At 58.4% G+C, this 19554-nt stretch carries 21 protein-coding genes and 1 tRNA gene; 16 read left to right on the top strand and 6 right to left on the bottom strand.

Going from position 1 to position 19554, the window contains the following annotated elements:
• Positions 1-71: 71 nt before the first annotated feature.
• Genes ACXPVS_RS21260 through ACXPVS_RS21215 form a run of 10 tightly spaced genes read left to right on the top strand, consistent with a single transcriptional unit; the run spans position 72 to position 8804 of the window.
• On the top strand, positions 72-1034 hold the full coding sequence (locus ACXPVS_RS21260; protein WP_458511684.1) for a YbgA family protein: 963 nt from the start codon (positions 72-74) through the stop codon (positions 1032-1034).
• Positions 1034-1975 (top strand): MerR family transcriptional regulator, encoded by a 942-nt coding sequence (locus tag ACXPVS_RS21255; RefSeq protein ID WP_458511683.1) that lies wholly within the window; start codon positions 1034-1036, stop codon positions 1973-1975. The genes ACXPVS_RS21260 and ACXPVS_RS21255 overlap by 1 nt, the downstream gene beginning before the upstream one ends.
• Positions 1976-1995: 20 nt before the next feature.
• Positions 1996-3441, top strand: coding sequence for a deoxyribodipyrimidine photo-lyase (gene phrB, locus ACXPVS_RS21250; RefSeq protein WP_458511682.1), 1446 nt, complete (start codon positions 1996-1998; stop codon positions 3439-3441).
• Positions 3434-3856 (top strand): nuclear transport factor 2 family protein, encoded by a 423-nt coding sequence (locus ACXPVS_RS21245; RefSeq protein WP_458511681.1) that lies wholly within the window; start codon positions 3434-3436, stop codon positions 3854-3856. Before phrB ends, ACXPVS_RS21245 begins: the two co-directional genes overlap by 8 nt.
• Positions 3853-4635 (top strand): SDR family NAD(P)-dependent oxidoreductase, encoded by a 783-nt coding sequence (locus ACXPVS_RS21240; protein ID WP_458511680.1) that lies wholly within the window; start codon positions 3853-3855, stop codon positions 4633-4635. Before ACXPVS_RS21245 ends, ACXPVS_RS21240 begins: the two co-directional genes overlap by 4 nt.
• Positions 4632-5879, top strand: a complete 1248-nt coding sequence (locus ACXPVS_RS21235; RefSeq protein WP_458511679.1) for an NAD(P)/FAD-dependent oxidoreductase — start codon at positions 4632-4634, stop codon at positions 5877-5879. Before ACXPVS_RS21240 ends, ACXPVS_RS21235 begins: the two co-directional genes overlap by 4 nt.
• A complete protein-coding gene (locus ACXPVS_RS21230) occupies positions 5876-6691 on the top strand; it encodes a DUF1365 domain-containing protein (RefSeq protein ID WP_458511678.1) in 816 nt (271 codons plus the stop codon). The genes ACXPVS_RS21235 and ACXPVS_RS21230 overlap by 4 nt, the downstream gene beginning before the upstream one ends.
• On the top strand, positions 6678-7949 hold the full coding sequence (locus ACXPVS_RS21225) for a class I SAM-dependent methyltransferase (RefSeq protein ID WP_458511677.1): 1272 nt from the start codon (positions 6678-6680) through the stop codon (positions 7947-7949). The genes ACXPVS_RS21230 and ACXPVS_RS21225 overlap by 14 nt, the downstream gene beginning before the upstream one ends.
• Entirely contained in the window at positions 7942-8445 is a 504-nt protein-coding gene (locus ACXPVS_RS21220) for a DUF2878 domain-containing protein (RefSeq protein WP_458511676.1), read from the top strand. The genes ACXPVS_RS21225 and ACXPVS_RS21220 overlap by 8 nt, the downstream gene beginning before the upstream one ends.
• A gap of 53 nt (positions 8446-8498) precedes the next feature.
• The gene (locus ACXPVS_RS21215) at positions 8499-8804 is read left to right on the top strand and encodes a YkgJ family cysteine cluster protein (protein ID WP_458511675.1); all 306 of its coding nucleotides are present in this window, start codon (positions 8499-8501) and stop codon (positions 8802-8804) included.
• Between the two features lie 62 nt (positions 8805-8866).
• On the opposite strand, the gene ACXPVS_RS21210 is transcribed toward ACXPVS_RS21215, so the two are convergent.
• The 6 genes from ACXPVS_RS21210 to hemA form a co-directional block, all read right to left on the bottom strand.
• A complete protein-coding gene (locus tag ACXPVS_RS21210) occupies positions 8867-9385 on the bottom strand; it encodes an acyloxyacyl hydrolase (RefSeq protein ID WP_458511674.1) in 519 nt (172 codons plus the stop codon).
• A gap of 112 nt (positions 9386-9497) precedes the next feature.
• A complete protein-coding gene (murI, locus tag ACXPVS_RS21205; protein ID WP_458511673.1) occupies positions 9498-10289 on the bottom strand; it encodes a glutamate racemase in 792 nt (263 codons plus the stop codon).
• Complete coding sequence (locus ACXPVS_RS21200) at positions 10282-11037, bottom strand: molybdopterin-synthase adenylyltransferase MoeB (RefSeq protein WP_458511672.1); 756 nt, start codon at positions 11035-11037, stop codon at positions 10282-10284. Before ACXPVS_RS21200 ends, murI begins: the two co-directional genes overlap by 8 nt.
• Entirely contained in the window at positions 11031-11861 is an 831-nt protein-coding gene (gene prmC, locus ACXPVS_RS21195; RefSeq protein WP_458511671.1) for a peptide chain release factor N(5)-glutamine methyltransferase, read from the bottom strand. Before prmC ends, ACXPVS_RS21200 begins: the two co-directional genes overlap by 7 nt.
• Positions 11862-12944 carry a peptide chain release factor 1 gene (gene prfA / locus ACXPVS_RS21190; protein ID WP_458511670.1) on the bottom strand — a complete coding sequence of 361 codons (1083 nt, stop codon included), beginning with the start codon at positions 12942-12944 and terminating at the stop codon, positions 11862-11864. It lies immediately after the preceding gene.
• A complete protein-coding gene (gene hemA, locus ACXPVS_RS21185) occupies positions 12941-14230 on the bottom strand; it encodes a glutamyl-tRNA reductase (RefSeq protein WP_046053450.1) in 1290 nt (429 codons plus the stop codon). The genes prfA and hemA overlap by 4 nt, the downstream gene beginning before the upstream one ends.
• A gap of 182 nt (positions 14231-14412) precedes the next feature.
• Between hemA and ACXPVS_RS21180 the strand changes: the two genes are divergently transcribed.
• From ACXPVS_RS21180 to ACXPVS_RS21155, 6 genes are all read left to right on the top strand, one after another.
• Entirely contained in the window at positions 14413-16137 is a 1725-nt protein-coding gene (locus tag ACXPVS_RS21180) for a tetratricopeptide repeat protein (RefSeq protein ID WP_458511669.1), read from the top strand.
• A 4-nt stretch (positions 16138-16141) separates the two neighbouring features.
• The gene (lolB, locus tag ACXPVS_RS21175) at positions 16142-16759 is read left to right on the top strand and encodes a lipoprotein insertase outer membrane protein LolB (protein ID WP_458511668.1); all 618 of its coding nucleotides are present in this window, start codon (positions 16142-16144) and stop codon (positions 16757-16759) included.
• A 2-nt stretch (positions 16760-16761) separates the two neighbouring features.
• Positions 16762-17613: a 4-(cytidine 5'-diphospho)-2-C-methyl-D-erythritol kinase gene (ispE, locus tag ACXPVS_RS21170; protein WP_458511700.1), complete on the top strand. Its 852-nt coding sequence runs from the start codon at positions 16762-16764 to the stop codon at positions 17611-17613.
• Between the two features lie 37 nt (positions 17614-17650).
• A tRNA-Gln gene (locus ACXPVS_RS21165) sits at positions 17651-17725 on the top strand.
• A 45-nt stretch (positions 17726-17770) separates the two neighbouring features.
• On the top strand, positions 17771-18712 hold the full coding sequence (locus ACXPVS_RS21160; protein ID WP_003208392.1) for a ribose-phosphate pyrophosphokinase: 942 nt from the start codon (positions 17771-17773) through the stop codon (positions 18710-18712).
• 141 nt (positions 18713-18853) lie between these two features.
• A complete protein-coding gene (locus tag ACXPVS_RS21155) occupies positions 18854-19459 on the top strand; it encodes a 50S ribosomal protein L25/general stress protein Ctc (RefSeq protein ID WP_458511667.1) in 606 nt (201 codons plus the stop codon).
• Positions 19460-19554: the final 95 nt, after the last annotated feature.

The following is a 19554-nucleotide window of genomic DNA, read 5'->3' as shown; positions in this document are numbered from 1 at the left end:
TTTGAATCTATGATGAAGATCATGTTGTACAGAGCTCTCACTCTGTACAGGTTTAGATTCGAGGTGCTTCAATGCGCGAACAATCAGCGACCAGACCGAAAATTGCTATCAGCGCTTGCTTAATGGGCGCAGAGGTTCGCTATAACGGCGGGCACAAAGAATCGCGGCTGTGCAGCCGCACCCTCACTGACTATTTCGATTTCGTTGCGGTGTGCCCGGAAGTCGCTATCGGCCTCGGGATTCCTCGCGAACCGATCCGGCTGACCGGCGATCCGCAACATCCGGAAGCGGTCGGCACCGTTCACCCGGAACTCAATGTCACCCGACCGCTTGCCGAGTACGGTCAAACCATGGCCGCGCAACTGAACGATATCTGCGGCTACATCTTCATGCAGAAATCGCCGTCCTGCGGTCTCGAACGGGTCAAGGTTTATCACCCCAACGGCGTGCCGGTGGACGGCGGTGGACGCGGTATTTATGCCCAAGCGTTCTGCGCCCTGCACCCCGACTTGCCGGTGGAAGAAGACGGTCGACTCAACGATCCGGTGCTGCGCGAAAACTTCATCACTCGTGTATTCGCCTACAGCGCTTGGCAGCAACTGCTGCACGAAGGCCTGACCCGACGCGCACTGACCGAATTTCACTCGCGCTACAAATACCTGCTGATGGCCCACAACCCGGTGCAATACAAAACCCTGGGCAATCTGCTGGGCAACATGGGGCAAACCGACCCCGACGAACTCGGCCCACGCTATTTCAGCGAACTGATGGCAGCCTTGAAAAAATGCGCCACGCGTCGCACCCACACCAACGTGTTGCAACACATCACTGGCTACCTGAAACAAGTCATCAGCCCTGAAGACAAGCAGGAAATGCAGCACGTCATTGGCCAATACCGCCACGGCATCGTGCCGCTGGTGGTGCCGCTGACGCTGCTCAAACACTACTTTCGCCAACACCCGGATCCGTACATTGCGCAGCAGGTCTACCTGCAGCCGCACCCGGAAAACCTCAGCCTGCGAAACTCGATTTAATGAAAAACCCACTCGATAGCAGCGCCAGCGAAGACCTCGGCGTCGACTTTAAAAAAGCGCTGGATGAAGGCTGGCTCCCGATCCGTGAAGTGGCGCGTCAGACCGGCGTCAACGCCGTGACCCTGCGGGCCTGGGAACGGCGTTACGGCTTGATCGTGCCCCAACGCACGCCCAAGGGCCATCGACTGTTCTCTGGCGAACACGTGCAGCGGATTTTGACCATCCTCACCTGGCTCAATCGCGGTGTGGCCGTCAGCCAGGTCAAGCAACTGCTCGACACGCCGCAGACGTTTACCGAGTCCACGGAGAACGATTGGCAGCGACAGTGCAAAACGCTGCTGCAATCCGTCACGCAACTGGACGAACGCACACTGGACGACACCGTCAATCAAGCGATGGCGCTGTATCCACCGCGTACGCTGTGTGAGCAATTGTTGATGCCGTTGCTGAAGGCACTGGAACAACGCTGGCAAGGCCAGTTCGGCGCGCAGATGGAACGGGTGTTCTTTTATTCGTGGTTGCGAAGCAAATTCGGCGCACGCATCTACCATAACAACCGTCAATTACGAACCGCGCCACTGTTGTTGATCAATCACTCCGACCTGCCACTGGAACCTCATCTGTGGCTGACCGCATGGCTGATCAGCAGCGCCGACTGCCCGGTCGAAGTCTTTGACTGGCCATTGCCGGCGGGCGAACTCGCGATGGCGGTCGATCATCTACAAGCCCGCGGCCTTCTGCTCTATTCCAGCAAAGCCATCAACCTGTCACAGCTACCGAAACTTTTGAATGGCATCAGTTGCCCAAAAATGATTGCCGGACCAACGGTATGCATCCACCACGCCGAGTTGTCCGTAAGCACTACCGAGATCGCTGATTTGTTCCTGGCCGAAGACCCGCTATCGGCGCAACAGGACCTGATTCAGCGTGGGCTAATTTGATGAAACGTACGGACACCACCATGCAATTGATCTGGCTGCGCAGCGACTTGCGCCTACATGACAACACCGCTCTATCGGCCGCCGCTGCTTGCGGCCCCACGGTGGCGGTGTATCTACTGAGCCCGGAGCAATGGCTGGAACATGACGATGCACCGTGCAAAGTGGATTTCTGGATGCGCAATCTTGGCGGACTGAGCCGCGCACTCGGCGAGCTCAATATTCCGTTGCTGATCCGCACCGCGTCACGATGGGACGAGGCGTCGACGGTGCTGCTCGATCTGTGTCAGCAATTGAAGATCGGTGCAGTGCACGTCAACGAGGAATACGGCATTCATGAGAGCCGTCGCGATGAAGCCGTGTCCGAAACGCTGAAGGCCCACGGCATCGCCTTCTACAGCCACCTGGATCAACTGCTGTTCACACCGGGCAGCGTCCTGACCAAGACTGGCACTTACTTCCAGGTCTTCAGCCAGTTCCGCAAAGTCTGCTATGACCGCCTACGCGCTTCGTTACCTGGAGTGGTCCTCGCCCCCGCGGCTCAGATGCCGCTGTCGATCAGGCGCGACACAATCCCGGCAAGCGTCGAAGGTTTCAAAATCCCGAACGACCGTTTGCAAAAGCTCTGGCCGGCCGGTGAAGCCGAAGCCCGCCGCCGTCTCGACACCTTCGCCGACGCGCAGATCGACTACTACAAAAACGAACGCGACTTCCCCGCCAAACCAGGCACCAGTCAGCTCTCGGCCTACCTCGCCGCCGGCGTGATTTCCCCTCGCCAATGCCTGCACGCTGCCCTGCAAAACAATCAGGGTGAGTTCGAAAGCGGCAAGGTCGGCGCTGTCACCTGGATTAACGAACTGCTCTGGCGTGAGTTCTACAAACACATTCTGGTGGGCTACCCACGAGTATCGCGTCACCGCGCCTTCCGCCCGGAAACCGAAGCCCTGGCCTGGCGCGACGCCCCCGAAGAATTGCTGGCCTGGCAAGAAGCCCGCACCGGCCTGCCGATCATTGATGCGGCCATGCGCCAATTGCTTGAAACCGGCTGGATGCACAATCGGCTACGCATGGTGGTGGCGATGTTCCTCACCAAGAACTTGCTGATCGACTGGCGTGAAGGCGAGCGCTTTTTTATGCGGCACCTGATCGACGGCGACCTTGCGGCCAACAACGGCGGATGGCAGTGGAGCTCGTCCACCGGCACCGATTCGGCGCCCTACTTTCGCATCTTCAATCCACTGAGCCAGTCGGAGAAATTCGACAACGAAGGCCTGTTCATCAAGCACTGGTTGCCGGAACTGACCGGGCTGAATAAGAAAGAAGTGCACAACCCGGCCGACGTCGGCGGTTTGTTCGGTGTGGCGGATTATCCATCGCCGATCGTCAACCTGAGTACCTCGCGCCAGCGGGCGCTGGCCGCGTTCAAGAACCTGCCGTCGCGGCAGCAGGCCGGAGGTGGCTATGAGTGATTTTCTGCGCCGTTTTGCCGAACAGTTTGCAGCGTTGGACAAAGACAACCTGCAACGTCTGAATCAGCTCTACACCCACGACGTGCACTTCACCGATCCGCTGCACGAATTGAACGACCTGGTGCAGATGCGCAGTTACTTCACTGAGCTCTACGCCAACGTCAGTGACTTGCGCTTCGACTTTCACGGCTTCGACCAAATCAACGAAGGAGAAGGCTACCTGCGCTGGGTCATGACTTATCGCCATCCGCGCCTGGCCGGCGGTCAGCCGATTCGGGTGGATGGCTGCTCGCATCTGCTCTGGCGCGACAAGGTTTATCGGCACCGGGATTACTTCGATGCCGGGGCGCTTCTTTACGAACATTTACCCATATTGGGCCGGGCAATTGCCTGGCTGAAAAGGAGAGTGGGATGAGCGTTACACCTCCACGGCGATACTGGTTGACCGGTGCCAGCAGCGGTATCGGCGCGGCACTGGCCGAAGAAATACTCAAAAGTGGCGCGCATGTCGCCGTCAGTTCACGCTCGACAGCAGTTCTGAAAGTCTTGTCCCAACGCTATCCGGGCCAAGTGCTGGTGGTGTCCGGCGACCTGACCAACAGCCAGACAGTTCGTGAAATCGGCGAGCAGATTACCGAAGAATGGGGCTCGCTGGACACGGTGATCCTCAACGCAGGCACCTGCGAATACGTCGAGGCCAAACAGTTCGATTCGTCGATTGTCGAGCACGTAGTGCGCACCAATCTGCTCGCCAGCGCTTATTGCATCGAGGCGGCTTTGCCGTTGCTGCGCAAGGGCTCCGCGCCGCATCTGGTCGGCGTCGCCAGCTCGGTAACGTACTTGCCGCTGCCCCGCGCCGAAGCCTATGGCGCATCGAAGGCCGGGCTGCGTTACCTGTTCGAATCGCTGCGTATTGATCTGTCACCAGAAGGCATCGAAGTCACCGTCGTCAGCCCCGGGTTTGTCGAGACACCGCTGACGGCGAAAAACGATTTCCCGATGCCGCTCAGTTGGCCGGTGGGCAAAGCGGCGCGGCACATCTTCGCCAAACTCAAGAATCGCCCCTTGGAGATCGCGTTCCCCGGTCTGTTTATGGCGGCGCTCTGGCCACTGTCGAAAATGCCTAATCTGGTGAAGCTGGCAATCGGCAAGCGCATGGTGCGCAGCAATCCACCGATCAAGGACATCCCTTGAACATCGCCATCATCGGCAGCGGAATCTCAGGGCTGACCAGCGCCTACCTGCTCAATCGCAGGCACGAGATCACCGTCTTTGAGGCCAGCGACTGGGTCGGCGGCCACACCCACACGGTGAACGTGTCCGTTGACGGCCGGCGATATGCGGTGGACACCGGTTTCATTGTGTTCAACGACTGGACCTACCCAAACTTCATTCGCCTGCTCGGCCAGGTCGGCGTCGGTTTCAAACCGACCGAAATGAGCTTTTCGGTGACCGATCCGGACTCAGGCCTGGAGTACAACGGTAACAACTTCAACAGCCTGTTCGCCCAACGGCGCAACCTTTTGTCGCCGGGTTTCTGGGGCATGTTGCGCGATATCCTGCGCTTCAATAAAGAAGCACAGCGAGACCTGGCTGAGGGCCGAATCGCCGCCGACACCACGCTCGACGATTACCTGAAGGCCGGCGGTTACGGCGAGCGTTTCACCCTGCACTATATCGTGCCGATGGGGGCGGCGATCTGGTCAATGTCGATGGCGGACATGCTCGGTTTCCCGCTGCAGTTTTTCGTCCGGTTTTTCAAGAATCACGGGCTGCTGTCCGTCAGCAATCGCCCGCAGTGGTGCGTGATAGAGGGCGGGTCCAGCGCTTACATCGCACCGTTGACCGCGACCTTTAACGACAAGATTCGCCTCAATTGCCCGGTCACCCGGGTTGAGCGCGACGAAGACGGCGTTGTTATCCACAGCGCCGCCGGCAGCGAGCGTTTCGACAAAGTGGTCTTCGCCTGTCACAGCGATCAGGCGCTGAAATTGATGGCAAAACCCAGCGCCGCCGAACATTCAATCCTCGGTGCCTTGCCCTACGCCGATAACGAAGTGGTGCTGCACACCGACACGCGTCTGCTACCGTCGCGAAAACTGGCCTGGGCCAGCTGGAACTATCGCCTCGGTGGTCCCGGTCATACGCTGGCCGCCGTCACCTACGACATGAACATCCTGCAAGGCATCCAGAGCGACACCACGTTTTGTGTCAGCCTCAACCAGAGTGCCGGCATCAACCCGTGCAAAGTGCTCGCCCAGTACACCTACGCCCATCCGCAATACAGTTTGACTGCCGTTGCCGCGCAAGCACGCTGGGACGAATTGGATGGCATACAGCACACGTATTTCTGCGGCGCTTATTGGGCCAGCGGCTTTCATGAAGACGGCGTGGTCAGCGCGCTGCGTGTGGCGCGTTCGTTGGGAGAGGTGTTGTGAACAGCGCCCTTTATAGCGGCTGGATCGCCCATCGGCGGTTTGCCCCAAGGCGCCATGAATTCCGTTACCGGATTGGTTTGCTGTACCTGGACCTCGACGAGCAGGACGCCGTACTGAGTTTGTCGCCGCTGTCGGGCACCAGCCGTTTCGCACCGTTTTCGTTTCGCCAAACCGATTACTTGAAAGCCTTCACCGGCAGCGGCGTGCGTTTGATCGACGCCGTACGCCAGCAAGTCGCCGAGGCGATCGGTCACGCGCCACAAGGCTCGATTTGTCTGCTGACCCAGGCCCGCAGTTGGGGGCTTTCGTTCAATCCGGTGAGTTTTTTCTATTGCCATCATGCCGACGGCCAACTGGCAGCGATTCTCTGCGAAGTCACCAACACGCCGTGGCGCGAGCGTTATCACTACGTGTTGCCGGCCAAGGCACCGACCGACCTGAAAGACCTTCATCAGCATTTCGCCGTCGCCAAAGCGTTTCATGTGTCGCCGTTTCTGCCGCACGATCTTGAATACCGCATGAGCTTCAGCCCCGCAGCGCAAAAACTCGGGGTACACATGGCGGACTGGCAAGGCGAACTGAAACTGTTCGACGCCACGCTCAATCTGCACCGCGAACCTCTCGACCGCAGCAGCCTGCACCGTTACTTGCGACGCTTTCCGTGGATGACCGCAAAAACCTGCCTGGCAATTTATTGGCAGGCCCTGCGCCTGCTTCTGAAACGCGCACCGATATTTCCTCATCATGCTGCCGACGGCAGCTTTCGAACCGCCGTTGTGCTCCCCAAGGATCGCCGCAATGAAACCCTCTAACGCCTTGGCCAAAACCAGTCTCCTCAGCACAAATGGCCTGACCGGATTATTGCTGCGCCGTGGAGTGTTGCGACAAATGGCGCAACTCAAACACGGGCAACTGGTGGTCTTCGAAGACGGCGAACGGCATGTCTTCGGCACTGCCGGCAGCCATCCCTTGGGCGAAATCCATATTCTCGATGCAGCGGCCTGGGGCCTGGTAGCGAGTAACGGCTCGATCGGCGCCGGCGAAGCGTTTATCCAAGGCTATTGGAGTTCACCGGACCTGACGGCAGTGGTGCGCGTTTTCGTCAGTAACCTGCAGGTACTGGATGCACTGGAAGGTGGGCTGGCAAAACTGAGCCGCCCGTTTGTGCAGAGCCTGCATTGGCTCAATCGCAACACGCGCAAGGGGTCGCAGAAAAACATCGCAGCGCATTACGACCTCGGCAACGACTTGTTCGAACAGTTTCTCGACCCGACCATGATGTATTCCGCCGCGCAGTTCCTGACGCAGGACGACACTCTCGAACAGGCGCAGTTAAACAAGCTCGAACGGATCTGCCAGAAACTCGCGCTGCAACCCAGCGATCATTTGCTGGAAATCGGTACCGGCTGGGGCAGCATGGCGCTTTACGCCGCGCAAAATTATGGCTGCAAGGTCACGACCACTACGCTCTCCAAAGAGCAATACGCCTTTACCGAACAACGCATTCAGGCCCTTGGCCTGCAACATCAGATCACGCTGCTGCTGTCGGACTACCGCGACCTCACCGGTCAGTACGACAAACTGGTGTCGATCGAGATGATTGAAGCCGTCGGCCATCGCTTCCTGCCGACGTACTTCAAGCAATGCGCGCAGTTGCTCAAGAGCAACGGCTTGATGCTGTTGCAGGCGATCACTATTCGCGAACAGCGCTATGAACAAGCCAAAAGCAAAGTCGATTTCATTCAGCGTTACATCTTCCCCGGCGGCGCCCTGCCCTGCGTGCAGAAAATGCTGGAGATCGTCAGCCGCGACACCGACATGAACCTGTTGCACATGGAGGATTTCGGCCTGCACTACGCGCGAACCTTGCGCCTGTGGCATGAAAATTTTCGCCGCGCCCACGGTCGTTTGAGCGAAATGGGCTACGACGACTATTTCCTGCGGCTATGGGAGTTTTACCTGTGCTACTGCGAAGGTGGTTTCCTGGAACGCACCATCGGCACCGCACAACTGTTGCTAGCCAAACCTGGCGCTATGCCGGCGCCGCTGCTGGGTCGTTTCGATGCTTGAACGTCTGGCTAATGCCGCGCTGTTTCAGATTGGCTGGCTTGCCTGCGTAGTTGGTGGCAGTGGCCTATGGTTGCTGGTGGGGCTGGCGGTGCTAGTGATTCATCTGCTGTGGATAAGTCGCTGGGCCGATGAAGGCAGGCTGATCCTCAGTGTTGTGTTGCTGGGTACGACCGTCGATAGCACATTGCGCTGGCTGGGGGTTTTTGAGTTCAACGACGTCGCGCCGTTAATCCCGCTGTGGCTGATGTTGTTGTGGGCATTACTGGCCACGACGTTGCGCCATTGCCTGCAATGGACCGCCAATCCTTGGTGGGTCGGCTGCTTGCTGGGCGCGTTCGGTGGGCCGCTGTCGTATTACGCCGGAGGACAATTGGCCGGGGTGAGTTTCCCCTACGGGCAATGGCAGACACTGATCGGCATCGGATTACTCTGGGCACTGCTGTTTCCCACGCTGCACTTCATCGCCCAGCGGCTGGCGTCCGACACTCAAATTTGAGCGTCCGTCAGGCCTTTCACACAGCCTAGGCCCACTGCCTTACACTGCGCGCCATGAAAACCATTCCCCATACGCAAATCGCCGAGCCTGCGGTCACATGCTCGACCTGCGCAGCTTGCTGCTGCCAGCTCGAAGTCATCCTGATCACGGACACAGGCGTGCCCGAACGTTTTATCGATACCGATGACTGGGGTGGGGAGGTCATGCTGCGGCTGGATGACGGCTGGTGCGCCGCGCTGGATCGCAACACGATGATGTGCACCATCTACGAAAAACGCCCGTTGATCTGCCGGGAGTTCGAGATGGGCGCACCAGAATGCATCGACGAACGCCAAGGGATTACCACGGCGTATCGGTGAACGTCAGCCCCATGGATTTAATGTGGGAGCGAGCCGGCTCCCACATTGACTGGGCAGAGGGTTTAGAGCGGCATTGTGTAATGCAGCGAGTAGCTTTCTACACCATCGTTCGGGCTGCTCAGCCCGGCATTTGAGTAGTGCGTCGCACGAATCCCGACGTCATGTCCGCCCGTAAAGCGCAGCCCAAAACCGAACCGGTCTTCAAACTGAAAGGCATTGCCGAGTTGATTGTTTTCAACCTCGGTATTGGCGAACACGGCTACGCCAACCCCCAACTCAACATAAGGTTTGATCGTCTGCCCGGAAAACTCGTAAACCAGCACCGGCGCGAACGACAGGCTGTGATTGCTGGAGGTCTTGTCGCCGTCCCAATAGGTGTAAGCACCGCTCCAGTAACCCGTCAAACGACCGATATCACTCTGCAACCAGCTCTTGTCCCAATCGAATTGCATGCCCAGTCGATAGGTCATGGTCGACTCGCTAGTCTGGCCGACCGCAAACTCCACGCCTGCCGCCTGTGCCGTAAAACTGTGCCCCATCAGTGCGGCCGCAATCGCGGCCAAGCAGAATAGTCGCTTCATTAGAAACATCCTTTTCCGAACGATTTCGTATGGTTTTTTTGTTGCTTAGCGCTTTAGAAGTCGACGTTTAATCAGTAGTTCACCCCAATTACTCGCTTGCCCCGAGTTTTGTTTACTCCTTGAAGCTTCGCACAACGCCAGCGGTATTCCACAGTATCGGCAAGATATTTCTGAAATGCTGTGGATCGGCACTCGTCCAGAACTGTGCAGCACGCGCAGGCTCCTCGGCGAGCAATTCACGCTCGGCCAACAGACGCTGAAGTTGGCGCGCTACAGCGGCACCTGTGTCGATCAAACTGATGTCATCGGGGATCATCTGCTTAAGCAACGGCTTTAGAAAGGGGTAATGCGTGCAGCCAAGAATTATCGTGTCGCACCCGGCGCCGAGCAGCGGTTCGACATACCCGGCAAGCAACTGGCGCAATACCTCGCTGTGCAGATCGCCGTTTTCAATCAGCTCCACCAGGCCGGGGCACGGCTGAGTGATGACTCGCACATCGGTGGCGAATCGGTCGAGCAACGCGGCGAACTTGGCACTTTGCAACGTGCCGGTGGTGGCGAGCACACCGACCACACCGCTGCGGGTGGCGGCAGCGGCCGGTTTGACCGCCGGCTCCATGCCGACGATGGGCCACTCGGGATAATCGCGCCGCAAGTCTGCAACGCCCGCGACAGTCGCCGTGTTGCAAGCCAGCACCAAGGCCTTGGCGCCCTGCTGCTGAAAAAAACCGGCCATCACGCTGCAGCGGTGACGGATGAATTCCGGGGTTTTCTCGCCGTAGGGAATATTCCCGCAATCGGCGACGTACAACAGTGACTCGTTAGGCAGTAAACGCTGGATCTCGGCCAGCACCGAAAGCCCACCGACACCGGAGTCGAACACGCCAATCGGCGCTTCACGCATTCGTCGGACCACAGACGCTGCAGCCCGGATCACGCTTGACCCGCAATTCGCGAAAACGCGAACCCAAGGCATCGATCAACAACAGACGCCCCACCAGCGGCTCGCCGAAACCCACGAGCAACTTCATGGCTTCCAGCGCCTGGAGGCTGCCAACCAGGCCAACCAATGGCCCTACGACGCCGGCTTCGCTGCAGGTCAGTTCGGCTTCGCTGCCGTGACCATATAAACAGTGGTAGCACGGGCTTTCCGCACGGCGCGGGTCAAACACTGACAACTGACCTTCGAGCCGAATCGCAGCGCCACTGACCAAGGGTTTGCAGGCCGCGACACACGCAGCGTTGACCGCTTCGCGGGTGGAGAAATTGTCGGAACAGTCCAGCACCAGATCCACCGCAGCCACGGCGGCGGCCAGGGAGTCTTCGTCCAGCGCGGTGCGATGGGCGATCAACTGAACCTCGGGATTGATCGCACTCAGTCGGCGAATAGCCGAATCGACCTTGCTCAGGCCGACGCTGTCGGTGTCGTGGACGATCTGGCGTTGCAAGTTGGTCAAGTCGACGGTGTCGAAATCCGCCAAATGCAACTCGCCGACACCGGCGGCTGCCAGATACAGCGCAACCGGCGAGCCGAGGCCGCCGAGACCGACGATCAATACACGGCTTTCTTTGAGTCGCAACTGACCGTCGATGTCGACGTGTTGCAACAGAATCTGCCGACTGTAGCGCAACAATTCCTGATCATTCAGCACGACAGGCGCCCCAGGCTGATACGTTCGTGACCGCCCAGATCGGTGCGGCTGTGGACTTCTTCAAAGCCGCGGGTCAGCAGCAAATCGCGTACCGCAGTGGCTTGATCGTAACCGTGTTCCAGCATCAGCCAACCGCCCGCCTCCAGATAATCTGGCGCCTGGGCGACGATCAGACGCAGATCGTCGAGCCCATCGATGCCGGCCACCAAGGCACTTGCCGGTTCGAAGCGCACGTCACCTTCTACCAGATGCGGGTCGGCGGAGGCGATGTAAGGCGGATTGCTGATGATCAGCTGAAAACGCTGACCTTCCAGCGCACTGAACCAATGACTGCTCAGCACGGTGGCGTTGTTCAGGTGAAGTCGCTGGCGATTGCGCTCGGCCAGGGCCACGGCATCGAGCACGCGATCCACGGCGGTAACCTTCCAGGCCGGACGTTCGCTGGCCAAGGCCAACGCAATGGCGCCGCTGCCGGTGCCGAGGTCAAGTACCGAGGCCGGTGTGGCGGGCAGGAGTTCAAGCGCCGCTTCCACCAACAACTCGGTGTCTGGACGCGGGATCAGCGTATGAGGCGCAACTTCCAGATCAAGCTTCCAGAAACCTTGCTGGCCGAGGATGTAAGCCACTGGCTCACCGCCACGGCGGCGCTGCAAATACTCGGCAAATTTAAGCGCCGCTTCGCTCGGAACGATGCGCTCGGGCCAAGTGTGCAGAAAACTGCGGGGCTTGCCCAATGCAGCGGCCAACAACAATTCGGCATCCAGGCGCGCGGTGGGCGAATCTGGCAGGTCGGCTGCGCGTAACAAACTGGCAATGATCGTCATTTACTCACCTATCGCTGCCAATTGGTCGGCCTGGTATTCGGCCAGCAACGGCTCGATCACCGCATCGACGCCACCCGCGAGGATTTCGTCGAGGGAATACAGCGTCAGGTTGACCCGGTGGTCGGTGACCCGCCCCTGGGCAAAGTTGTACGTGCGGATCCGCTCCGAGCGATCGCCCGAACCGACCAATAATTTACGCTCGCTGGCGATAGCGTTCGCAGCGGCGCTGGTCTGCTGATCGTTGAGCTTGGCCGACAGCCAGGACATCGCCCGGGCGCGGTTCTTGTGCTGGGAGCGTTCTTCCTGGCACTCGACGACAATACCGGACGGCAAGTGCGTGATGCGGATCGCCGAGTCCGTCTTGTTGACGTGCTGACCTCCGGCACCGGAGGATTTGTAGGTATCGACGCGCAAATCCGATGGGTTGATCTCGATCGCTTCCTGCTCGTCCGGCTCGGGCAATACGGCTACGGTGCAGGCCGACGTGTGGATGCGACCCTGGGATTCAGTAGCCGGGACACGCTGTACGCGGTGGGCACCGGATTCGAATTTCAGCTTGCCGTAGACGTTGTCGCCTTCGATCCGGGCGATGACTTCTTTAAAGCCGCCGTGTTCACCGATGTTCTCGGAGAGAATTTCCACCCGCCAGCCACGGCGCTCGGCATAACGCGAATACATGCGGAACAGGTCGCCGGAGAAAATCGCCGCCTCGTCACCGCCGGTGCCAGCGCGGATTTCGAGGAACACGTTGCGCCCATCGTTCGGATCCTTGGGCAGCAGCATGCGTTGCAGGCTGGCTTCGATGTCGATCAATTTCTCTTTGGCTTCGCGGACTTCTTCCACGGCCATTTCGCGCATGTCCGGGTCGCTGTCCTTGAGCAGCGCCTGAGCGCCCTCGAGATCGCTTTGCACCTTGAGCAACTGTTTATAGGTTTCGACAATCGGTTCGACTTCCGCGTATTCCTTGGAATAAGTGCGGAATTTGTTCTGATCGGAAATGACTTCGCCGTCGCCAAGCAACGCGGTCAATTCCTCGAAACGGTCCTGGAGGATGTCCAGCTTATTGAGCAGTGACGCTTTCATTGCGGTTTTTTATCCGAAAAGCTATCCGATGAGCCCTCGTTCAGGGCAAAGAGTTCCTGGGCCATGGCCAGTGCATCGAGGCGGCCTTCGGCAGAGAGCTTTTTCAACTGCACGCTCGGTGCGTGCAAGAGTTTGTTGGTCAGGCCCCGCGCCAGTTGCACTAGCACGTCTTCGGCGCTGCTGCCGTTGGCCAGCATGCGCTGGGCCTTCTGCAATTCTTCGTCGCGCATGCGCTCGCTTTGTTGGCGATAGGCCTTGAGCACGTCCACCGCCGCCAGTTCACGCAGGCGCACCATGAAATCTTCGGCGCCGACCGAGACCATCTCTTCCGCCGCCTGGGCTGCGCCCTGGCGGCTCTTGAGGTTCTCGGCGACCACTTCGTGGAGATCGTCGACGCTATAGAGGTAAACGTCGTCCAGTTCGCCAACTTCCGGCTCGATATCCCGGGGGACGGCGATGTCCACCATAAAAATCGGCTTGTGCTTGCGCAGTTTCAAGGCGCTTTCCACCGCGCCCTTACCCAGGATCGGCAACTGGCTGGCGGTAGAGCTGATAACGATGTCGCTGCGCACCAGCTCCGCCGGGATGTCCGAGAGCAATACCGCGTGGGCGCCGAACTGCTCGGCCAGAATGCTCGCGCGCTCCAGGGTGCGGTTGGCGACGACGATGCGTTTTACACCCAATTCGTGCAGATGGCGGGCGACCAGGGTGATGGTCTCGCCAGCGCCGATCAGCAAGGCCTGGCTACGTTGAAGGTCGCTGAAAATCTGTTTCGCCAGACTGACCGCGGCAAACGCCACGGACACCGGGTTCTCGCCGATGGCGGTGTCGGTGCGCACCTGTTTGGCTGCATTGAACGTGGCCTGGAACAACCGCCCGAGCAACGGACCGATGGTGCCGGCCTCGCGGGCCACGGCGTACGCCGATTTCATCTGACCGAGAATCTGCGGTTCGCCCAACACCAGCGAATCAAGCCCGGAGGCCACCCGCATCATGTGACGAACTGCCGCATCATCTTCGTGCACATAAGCACTCGCGCGCAGCTCTTCGAGGCTCAAATGGTGATAATCGGCCAGCCAGCGCAATATGATGTCAGCCGAAAGGTGATCCTGTTCTATATAGAGTTCACTGCGATTGCAGGTGGAGAGGATCGCAGCTTCGCGGCTGTCGGTGAGTCGGCAGAGCTGCTGCAAGGCCTCCACCAGTTGCTCAGGGGTAAAGGCCACGCGCTCGCGGACGTCTACTGAAGCAGTCTTGTGGTTAATACCGAGTGCAAGGAAGGCCATTCAAGGTCGCTGATGGTGACGTGAAGCCGGCAATTGTCCTACTTCGACAGAGCCAGAACAACTACCGCTGACTATTGTCCCAATGACCTGCCTCTATAAAGGCGCCAATTGAGACTCGGTTATGTTTGGTCGAAGGCTTGTGTCATGATGATCCGACCGCAGGTTAGTCGTCCTCTTCCTATATGAATAGATCTTCAGCGTTGCTCCTCGCTCTTGTCTTCCTCAGCGGCTGCCAGGCCTTGGCACCCGTTTCGTCGGACGGTACGCCGCCGATCGAAGACAGCACTCCGCCCCCTGAAAAGCCCAAGGTTTACAGCTCATTCAGTGAAGAAACCATCTTCAGTCTGCTGAGCGCCGAACTGGCTGGCCAGCGCAATCGTTTCGACATTGCCCTGGACAACTACGTGACCCAGGCGATCAATACTCAGGATCCGGGCATCTCCGAGCGAGCATTCCGTATCGCCGAGTACCTGGGTGCCGATCAGGCGGCCCTGGACACCGCGCTGATCTGGGCGAAAAACGCCCCGCAAGACCTTGAGGCGCAACGGGCAGCGGCCGTGCAACTGGCTCGTGCCGGGCGTTATGACGACTCCATGGTCTATATGGAGAAAGTCCTGCAAGGCAAGGGAGACACGCATTTCGACTTCCTCGCCCTGTCTGCGGCCGACACCGATCAGGACACACGCAACGGTTTGATGAAAAGTTTTGACCGCTTATTACAACGCCATCCGAACAACAGTCAGCTGATTTTCGGCAAATCCTTGCTGCTGCAACAGGACGGTGACGCCGAGGGTGCGCTGGGCCTGCTGGAAGACAATCCGCCGGACGACGGCGAAATAGCACCGATTCTGCTGCGCGCACGCCTGCTGCAAACCCTCAATCGTGGTGATGAAGCGTTGCCGCTGCTGCAAAAAAGCATCAAGAAATACCCGGACGACAAACGCCTGCGCCTGACTTACGCGCGCATGCTGGTTGAACAGGACCGCATGGACGACGCCAAAGCCGAGTTCTCGAGCCTGGTTCAGCAGTACCCCGAAGACGACGAACTGCGTTACTCCCTGGCGCTGGTCTGCCTGGAGGCCAAGGCTTGGGCTGAGGCCAAGGGCTACCTGGAAGACCTGATCGCCCGGGAAAGCCACGTCGATTCGGCTCACTTGAACCTCGGCCGTATCGCTGAAGAGCGCAACGACCCTCAAGGCGCGCTGATCGAGTACGCCCAGGTCGGCCCTGGCAACGATTACCTGCCAGCGCAATTGCGTCAGGCCGATATCCTGATGAACAACGGCAAGACCGCCGAAGCCCAAAGCCGTCTGGCTGCGGAGCGCGATGAGCAGCCCGATTACGCAATTCAGTTGTATTTGATCGAAGCCGAAACCTTGTCCGCCAACAAACAGCCCGACAAGGCCTGGAATGTGTTGAAGCAAGCCTTGCAGCAATACCCGGACGACCTGAATCTGCTGTACACCCGCGCCATGCAAGCGGAGAAACGCAACGACCTGACGCAGATGGAAAAAGACCTGCGCCTGATCATCAAGCGCGATCCGGACAACGCGATGGCGCTGAACGCCCTCGGTTACACCCTGTCCGACCGTACAACGCGCTACGCCGAAGCCAAAACCTTGATCGAACAGGCGCACCGAATCAACCCGGAAGACCCGGCGGTACTCGACAGTCTCGGCTGGGTGAATTTCCGCATGGGCAATCTCGACGAAGCCGAACGCCTGCTCCGCCAGGCGCTGGAGCGCTTCCCCGATCAGGAAGTCGCCGCTCACCTGGGCGAAGTCCTGTGGGCCAATGGCAAGCAACGGGAAGCCAAACAAATCTGGAGCAAGTTCCTCAAGGAGCAGCCCGACAGCCCCATCCTGCGCAGCACCATCAAGCGCCTGACCGGATCAGAGACTCTTTAAGATTATGTTTTTGCGCCACCTCATTGTTTTCAGTTTCATCGCCCTGCTCGCCGGTTGCGCGGGCTTCGGTGCCCGCGAATCAGTCCAGGGTCAAGGCAACCCGGCCCAATGGCGCGAGTACAAACAACAACTGAGCAGTCTCGACGGCTGGCAGATCAACGGCAAAATCGGCATTCGCGCCCCGAAAGACTCGGGCAGCGGCACGTTGTTTTGGCTGCAGCGACAGGATTACTACGACATTCGCCTCTCCGGCCCCCTGGGTCGAGGCGCAGCACGCCTGACCGGTCGCCCCGGCAAAGTCTCGCTGGAAGTTGCCAACCAGGGCCGCTATGAAGCGCCGACGCCTGAAGTGTTGGTCGAAGAACGACTGGGCTGGAAGTTGCCGGTGTCCAATCTGGCCTGGTGGGTTCGCGGACTCCCCGCTCCGGGCAGCAAAAGCCGTCTGACACTGGATGCCGACAGCCGCCTGGCCAATCTTGAGCAGGATGGCTGGCAGGTCGAATACCTCAGCTATGCCGAGCAAAACGGCTATTGGCTGCCCGAGCGGATCAAACTGCACGGCACCGACCTTGACGTCACGCTGGTGATCAAGGAATGGCAACCGCGCAAACTGGGGCAGTGAACATGACCGCTCCGCGCTTGACGCTGCCCTCCCCGGCCAAACTCAATCTGATGCTGCACATCCTCGGTCGCCGTGAAGACGGTTATCACGAGTTGCAGACAATTTTTCAGTTTCTCGATTACGGTGATGAAATCACGTTCGCCGTTCGCGATGACGGTGTGATTCGACTGCACACCGAATTCGATGGCGTTCCTCACGACAGCAATCTGATTGTTCGAGCGGCAAAAAAGCTTCAGGAACAATCCGGCTGTTCGCTCGGTATCGACATCTGGATCGAAAAAATTCTGCCCATGGGCGGTGGAATCGGTGGCGGCAGTTCAAATGCCGCGACGACTTTGCTCGGCCTCAATCATCTTTGGCAATTGGGCTGGGACGAGGATCGACTGGCCGTGCTAGGCCTGACGCTTGGCGCCGACGTCCCGGTTTTCGTGCGTGGGCACGCGGCTTTTGCCGAAGGCGTGGGGGAAAAACTGACCCCTGTTTACCCCATCGAGCCGTGGTATCTCGTGCTTGTGCCGCAAGTCTCTGTAAGTACAGCAGAAATTTTTTCAGATCCGTTGTTGACACGTAACTCTTCTCCCATTAAAGTGCGCCCCGTTCCCAAGGGAAACAGTCGAAATGACTGCTTACCGGTGGTAGCAAGGCGTTACCCAGATGTACGTAACGCATTGAATTTGTTAGGTAAATTTACCGAAGCAAAACTCACCGGAACTGGAAGTTGTGTGTTTGGGGGCTTCCCAAGCAAAGCTGAAGCTGATAAAGTCTCGGCCCTTCTTACAGAGACCCTTACAGGGTTTGTAGCAAAGGGAAGCAACGTTTCGATGTTGCATCGCAAGCTGCAAAGTCTGCTCTAAAAGGAATCGAGTACTGGGTACTCGTTGCAACAGATACAGGGGCGTCGCCAAGCGGTAAGGCAGCAGGTTTTGATCCTGCCATGCGTTGGTTCGAATCCAGCCGCCCCTGCCATTTTCTATACTCATCCAGGTTACCCTCAGCCTCTAGGTACTGCGCGTGTCCAAGATGATGGTCTTTACGGGGAACGCTAACCCCGATCTGGCTCGGCGTGTTGTACGTCAGCTGCATATCCCTCTCGGTGACATCTCTGTCGGTAAATTCTCCGACGGCGAAATCACTGCCGAGATCAATGAAAACGTCCGCGGTAAAGATGTTTTCATTATTCAGCCGACTTGCGCTCCGACCAACGATAACCTGATGGAACTGGTAGTGATGGCTGACGCCTTCCGCCGCTCCTCAGCGACTCGTATCACTGCTGTTATTCCTTACTTTGGTTATGCCCGTCAGGATCGCCGTCCGCGTTCCGCACGTGTGGCTATCAGCGCGAAAGTCGTTGCTGACATGCTTACCGTAGTCGGCATCGACCGTGTTCTCACGGTTGATCTGCATGCTGACCAAATCCAGGGTTTCTTCGATATTCCGGTAGATAACATCTACGGCTCCCCGGTACTGGTGGATGACATTGAAGATCAGCGCTTCGAAAACCTGATGATCGTGTCCCCGGACATTGGTGGCGTCGTGCGTGCACGTGCTGTTGCCAAATCCCTGGGCGTGGATCTCGGGATCATCGACAAACGCCGTGAGAAAGCCAATCACTCTGAAGTGATGCATATCATCGGTGATGTCGAAGGGCGTACCTGTATTCTGGTCGATGACATGGTCGATACCGCCGGCACTCTGTGCCACGCGGCCAAGGCCCTGAAAGAGCATGGCGCTGCCAAGGTTTTCGCCTACTGCACACACCCTGTGCTGTCCGGTCGGGCGATTGAAAACATCGAAAATTCAATGCTGGACGAACTGGTGGTGACTAACACCATCCCGTTGTCCGCTGCTGCTCAAGCCTGCTCACGTATCCGTCAACTGGATATCGCGCCGGTAGTTGCCGAGGCGGTTCGCCGCATCAGCAACGAAGAATCGATCAGCGCGATGTTCCGTTAAGGGCCCTGCCCTTCTCGAATATTTCGTTGACGAAAAGCGCCCCGCCCCGGCATTCCTGTCGGGGCGGGGCTTTTTTGCCCATATCGCCTTTAGCGCTGGTCGCAAACGCTGGGGCGAATGTGGTTATTTTGGAGATACAACATGAACGAATTTACTCTGAATGCTGAAGTGCGTTCCGACCTGGGGAAAGGTGCGAGCCGCCGCCTGCGTCGTCTCGCAAGCCTGGTACCTGCTGTAGTTTACGGTGGCGAAAAAGCCCCTGAATCCATCAGCATGCTGGCTAAAGAAGTTGCCAAACTGCTCGAAAACGAAGCGGCTTACAGCCACATCATCGAGCTGAACGTTGGCGGCACCAAGCAAAACGTAATCATCAAAGCTCTGCAGCGTCACCCGGCCAAAGGCCACGTGATGCACGCTGACTTCGTACGCGTTGTAGCTGGCCAGAAACTGACCGCTATCGTGCCTGTACACTTTGTTGGTGAAGAAGCGCCAACCAAGAAAGGCGGCGAAGTGTCGCACGTTGTGGCTGAAATCGAAGTTTCGTGCCTGCCGAAAGACCTGCCTGAATTCATCGAAGTCGACCTGGCTAACGCCGAAATCGGTTCGATCATTCACCTGTCTGACCTCAAAGCCCCTAAAGGCGTTGAGTTTGTTGCTCTGGCACACGGCGATGACAAGGCTGTTGCCAACGTCCACGCGCCACGTGTTGCTCCAGAAGCGACTACTGAAGAAGGCGCAGCAGAGTAATTACACTCTGTTCGCCGGAGTGACCGGAAACATCGCGGACTAGAACGTAGCGAGAAAGCGGGCGAGAACGCGGAGTTTACATAATGGTAAATGAG

Source organism: Pseudomonas sp. Ma2-10 (genome assembly GCF_054330215.1).
This window is presented reverse-complemented; position numbering and strand designations above follow the sequence as displayed.